Origin of the sequence: Hymenobacter sp. AT01-02 (genome assembly GCF_000961955.2) — a bacterium.
GTDB classification, from domain to species: Bacteria; Bacteroidota; Bacteroidia; order Cytophagales; family Hymenobacteraceae; genus Hymenobacter; species Hymenobacter mucosus.
The window spans coordinates 1-5,116 of record NZ_JZIR02000133.1 but is presented as its reverse complement, the minus strand read 5'-3'; the positions used below and the strand labels follow the sequence as shown (position 1 = coordinate 5,116).

The 5,116-nt window shown below is 56.8% G+C and carries 4 protein-coding genes and 2 pseudogenes; 2 read left to right on the top strand and 4 right to left on the bottom strand.

Going from position 1 to position 5,116, the window contains the following annotated elements; all coding sequences use genetic code 11:
• Positions 1-119 precede the first annotated feature (119 nt).
• Entirely contained in the window at positions 120-455 is a 336-nt protein-coding gene (locus tag VI25_RS21030) for a hypothetical protein (RefSeq protein ID WP_055562826.1), read from the top strand.
• A 79-nt stretch (positions 456-534) separates the two neighbouring features.
• The gene (locus VI25_RS21025; protein WP_045690674.1) at positions 535-846 is read left to right on the top strand and encodes a hypothetical protein; all 312 of its coding nucleotides are present in this window, start codon (positions 535-537) and stop codon (positions 844-846) included.
• A gap of 168 nt (positions 847-1,014) precedes the next feature.
• Here the strand turns inward: VI25_RS21025 and VI25_RS21020 are convergent, their stop codons facing one another.
• From VI25_RS21020 to VI25_RS21005, 4 genes and pseudogenes are all read right to left on the bottom strand, one after another.
• A complete protein-coding gene (locus VI25_RS21020; protein WP_316934394.1) occupies positions 1,015-2,019 on the bottom strand; it encodes a Gfo/Idh/MocA family oxidoreductase in 1,005 nt (334 codons plus the stop codon).
• A gap of 600 nt (positions 2,020-2,619) precedes the next feature.
• Positions 2,620-3,056 (bottom strand): annotated as a pseudogene (locus VI25_RS23675) (Tn3 family transposase); the annotation flags it as partial.
• A gap of 48 nt (positions 3,057-3,104) precedes the next feature.
• Positions 3,105-4,004, bottom strand: a complete 900-nt coding sequence (locus VI25_RS21010) for a helix-turn-helix domain-containing protein (protein WP_055562824.1) — start codon at positions 4,002-4,004, stop codon at positions 3,105-3,107.
• Positions 4,005-4,097: 93 nt separating this feature from the next.
• Positions 4,098-4,942: pseudogene (locus tag VI25_RS21005) on the bottom strand (SDR family NAD(P)-dependent oxidoreductase).
• Positions 4,943-5,116 lie beyond the last annotated feature (174 nt).

Sequence of the window (5,116 nt, the reverse complement as noted above, 5' to 3'; positions counted from 1 at the left end):
CGTGAACTGAATGCGCAAGTACAACGCCTAGCTACGAAGTGCGACGATATCATCATTGACACGGGCGGCCGCGATACCGTCAGCCAGCGTTCGGCCCTAACCATCTCCCACTGTACCTCGTGCCCTTTGCTCCTCGCTCGCTCGATATTTGGACGCTGCGAAAAGTAGAGAACCTAATTGCCGAAGTAGCCCCCTTCAATCCGGGCCTGCGCTCCCTGACCTTCATTAACAAAGCGGACGCCCGTGGTACGTACAAGGAAGAAGCCGCCGAGCTTCTACGCAGTTCGGAGTACCTCCATTTCCTGGAGGCTTCCGTGGGCAACCGTATCTCATTTGCTAATGCGGCGGCGTCAGGGTTAGGAGTACTCGAAATAAAACCAAACGATGAGAAAGCTATTGCTGAGATCAACGAGCTGTGTACAAGCGTACAAAGCGTGATGAGTACAACTAAATAAAGAACTTTTTTAGCAACCTATTTTACAACTAGAATGACTTGTAAGAATAGGTATAGCTGTACAACATTATCAACAACATATGGCTACGAAGAAACCTAAGCTCGGCCTCCCACCCACCCTACCGGCTGCCCTCTCCAACCCTGCCATGCAGGAGATGATCAGCAAGGGCGGCTCCGTCCTGGAACCCCTAGTGCCTGCTCCTGCTAAGTCGGAGCCCGTAGAGGACAAACTCAAGTCCTTTACCTTCAAAATCTACGAGAGTGAGCTTGCGCAGATTCGCGCCATTCAGGACAGCTTACCTAAACGGGACCGTATCTCTATTCACGATTTTGTAGTAGCAGCAGTGAAGGAGAAAATCGAAAAGGCAGCCAAAAAACACAACTCTAAATAGTTGTAGGTATAGTTGTGTGAGTAGTTGTAATTTTTGAATGAGGAGGCGGCGCAATCTACCGCAAGGATACCTTCTGCCTACTTTTAGCGGCTGTGTAAATGCCCTCCAGCACTCGGAGGTCTTTCCGGCCCTCCTCGCCTGAGATGTGCGCTGGCAGGGGCTTGTTCGCTAACAGGTAGTAGCAATGCCATCCAGTTGGGCCGCCTGCTGGTTGATGACGGGGAAGTTAAAGGCGCCCTGACTGCTTTTGCCTCGAAAGGGCCCGTAGCTCAGGCCTGGGCTGAGCTCAAAGGAGCCCGAATCCGCCGAGGCGAAGAATCGGTCGATGTTGCACGTGGAGGTTGCGGTGGAGGTACACACGGCTCCACTGGAGAAGTAGAGTTGCCACGTAATGGACTCTTCTACTTCCGTAAACAAATGCGGCAGGGTAACAGGGCCAAACTGGGCAGTTACGGCCACGGGCTCCTCGCCAAGCACGTAGCGGCTGCTCTGCACGCAGTACACTCCCAAATTCATTAATGGTCCCCCGCCGGCTAGGGCTTTGTTTAAGTGCCAGTCTTTGGGGTCGATGTCAGCCAGCCGGTAGCCCAGTGAGGCTTCAATCAGGCGTACTTGCCCGAATACCTTTTCCTGCCCAAGCCGTTTGAGTTCGATGTGGTGGGGCTCGTAGTGCAGCCGATAGCCCACCGCCAGCTGGACGCCGGCCCGCTGGCAGGCGGCAATCATCTCCTGACAATCCTGCTCGGTCAGCGCCATCGGCTTTTCAACTATTACGTGCTTGCCAGCTTTCGCTGCCCGGAGCGTGTACTCTTTATGCAAGCCATTGGGCAAGGTAATGTAGACCAAGTCAATACTCTTATTAGCGAGTATCGTGTCGAAGGTCTGATAAGAGTAGATGTTCTTTTCGGGAATGTGATACTCGGCCTTCCATTGCGATGCCTTTGCTGGCGAGCCAGTCACGATGCCCGCCAACTGGCAGTACTGGGAGGCGGCCAAGCCTTCGCGCACCAGATTTGCATACCGACCCAATCCGCAGACCGCAACCTGGAGTTTTTTAGTTGCATAGGGCAGCGCGCCGCGCTGGGGATATGCAGTGAAGGAGGGCAGCAGGATGGAGGCGCCTAGGCCTATCCCAAGCCGCTCGACAAATCCACGCCGGGATACATTTTTCATCTTATTGAAAGTGGAATAGAGGAGAACTGCAAGATGCTCAAAGGCTGGCATCAACCAGCGCACAAGAAAGCGACAACTAATAGATTCCAAAACTAAAACTAAATCAGGAACCTTATCCAGTTGCAGAAATACTTTCGAAAATGATTGTTTATTTAGTTGCAAAATAGATATGTAACATACTGTAGTTAAATTATTTACATTTAACTACAGTATTATTAATGTTTGTGAATACAGTATGAATCAGTTGATGTGTATGAGCTGCCTGAGCATGCGCTTAGACGACTGGACGGTCATCGACATCACGGGACATTGCCTTATCAAGCACAAACGCCTCCATACTACCTTGTGGCAGCGTCTTTCTCTGCTAGAGTCTTTTGACCCGTGAATTTAGCGAGGAGTGCATCAAATAGCATCTAAGTGCACGCCACGCTTCTTGGTTGTGCGCGGACGGTAGGGGAGGAGGGAAGGTGAATCCGCACGTAGTCTTGACCTTTCCGTATTCCACTTTCTGAACCCCCAGAGTTGCCGGTACAACTTGTTACACTCAAGCTATAATTTGCGAGAGTCGGCCTGTGGACTCAGCTACTTACGGCAACTGCTTTACCACTCTGGGGGTAGCGCAAGAGTAAGAACAGAAATTCCCGTTAAGGCAGTTGCGCAGGGCTGTTCTTCCCAAGTGGTCGGATCGCGCAGCGGGCGCAACTCGCCGGCGGCAATGCCTGCGGGCAAGGTGAAGTCGTAGCGGCCCAGCATGTTGATGTGCTCGTGCAGCAAGGGCGAAAGGCGGGCCACGTCGCCCGGCTCTGGCGGTTCCACCAGGCTTGTTGGTATTCCAGCGCTTGCTGTAGATAGCGGGTATTCCACAGCTCCAGGGCGTTGACGACCAGGCCCAGGGCCCCTAGTTGGTCTTCCATGCCCTCGCGGTACCGCTGGCGCAGTTCGCCTTTCTTGCTGTGGAACACGGCTCGGGCCACGGCGTGCTGCCCCTCGCCCCAGTTGAGCTGCACCAAAATGCGCCGGCGGTAGGCCCGGTGGTCGGCATGCGCCAGCTTCTGCTCCTGCCAGGCTTGGCTTTAACCGGCGAATTAGTTCAGGAACTTGGCCCGGTACTCGTGGGGCGTCAGGCCGATTTGTTTTTTGAAGAGGCGGGTGAAGTAAGGCGGGTTGTTGAAGCCCAGCTCGTAGGCTGTTTGGGCAATGGTGTTGTCGGAGCTGATGAGCAGGTTTTTGGCTACGTCCAGCAAGAAGGCATGGATGTGGTCGAGGGCGGTTTTGCCGGTTTCCTGCTTAAGCAAATCGGTGAGGTAGCGCGGGGAGGTGTGCAGCTGGTCGGCCAGGTACTTCACGGTGGGAAGGCCCAGAGTCTGCAGATGCCCCTGCTCACGGTAGGTGGTGAGCAGGCTGGTGAGCCGGGTCACCGTGCTGCCCGACAAGGTGCTGCGGTTCAGAAACTGCCGCTTGTAGAAGCGCTGCGAATAGGAAAGCATCGAATCCAGGTGCTTGAGAATAATCTCCTTGCTGTACTCGTCCGGGTTGTTGCCGTACTCGAAGCCCATCTGGTGGTACAGGTCCCAGAGAATCTTTTCCTCGCGCGGCGCCAGGTGCAGGGCCTCGTTGACTTCGTACTCGAAGAAGCCGTACTTTTTTATTTCCGCGTGCAGCGGGTGGCCCAGCAGGTAGTCTTCGTGCACGATAAGCATGAAGGCCATTTCGACGAGCTGCAGGTCCGTAATCTGGATGACCTGCCGGGGCTTTATAAAGGAAAGGGCGCCGGCCTCGTGGTCGTAGCTGGTTTTGCCGTAGAGGAACCGACCGCTAGGCTTCATTTTGCGGAAGCTGATCATGTAGAAATCCGTCGTCAGCGGGTCCTCGCCGAAGGTGCAGCGCAGCAGCTGCTCGCAGGTGAGTAGGCTCAGCAGCGGCTGCTGGGGCAGCGGGTAGCCACAAGCGCGGTGAAAGGCACTGATGCTGGTGAAATGCTTCATGGTCGGGGCACGTCGTAACGGGCGGGGCAAGGCCAGGTGAAAGATACGGAAAATCGCCCCTGCTCCCCGGAGGAGCAGGGGCGATTTTCGCGTTTAGCCGGGGGCAGGGGAGGGGTGCTTAGCCGTGGGCCCGCTCGGCCACGGGCTGCCACTCAGCCCAGCTGGCGAGGCGCTCGGCGTACACTTCCCGGGCCCAAGGGTAGGCGGCCTTGCCCATAAACAGGCGCAGCGGCGGTTCGGCGCATCTACCAGCTGCAGGATGGCCGGCACCGTGGCGGCCGGCTCGCCGTAGTTGTCCGGGTGGAAGTTGGGCAGGGCGAACAGCGAGGCCTTGGCCTGGTCGTAGGCCGCAATGGTGGGGCTGTGCACGGCGGAAGTGCCGCCGAAGTCGGTTTTGAACGTGTTGGGCTCCACCAACGTGACGTGAATGCCGAAGCCTTTCACCTCGTGGTACAGGGCTTCGCTCAGGCCTTCCACGGCAAACTTGGTGGCGCTGTAAATGCCAGTGCCCGCCGCGCTGGTAATGCCCAATATACTGGAAAGCTGAATGAGGTGGCCGCTCCCCTGGGCCCGCATGAGGGGCAGCGCCGCCTGCGTTACCCAAAGCGTACCGAGCAGATTGGCGTCGAGGATATCGTGCACGGCCTGCTCTTCCAATTCCTCCACGGCTCCGAACAGCCCGTAGCCGGCGTTGTTGATGACCACATCGAGCGAGCCAAACTGCTGGTGGGCCTGCTGCACGGCAGCCAGACACTGGCTCGGTCGGTAATGTCGAGGGCCAGCGGCAGGAAGGCCGCGCCGTAGGCGTCGGCCAGGTCCTGCAGGCCGCTCACGTTGCGGGACGTGGCGGCTACGTTGTTGCCGCGCTTTAGGAAGGCCTCGGCCCAGAGTTTGCCGAAGCCCCGCGAGGCGCCGGTAATGAAGATTGTCTTTGCCATCTTTTTGGGGGTGTTGTGATGACACAAAGCTCCGGCGCGGCCACCCCGCCCGGCTTATACAAAAGGCGGAACTCGTGATACGGATTGACGTGGGCGACTATTTACGGCCGCTTACCCAACCGTAGACCCCTGCTGCAAGGCGCAACCGCCGCCGACAACGGCGGCTGACGCGGT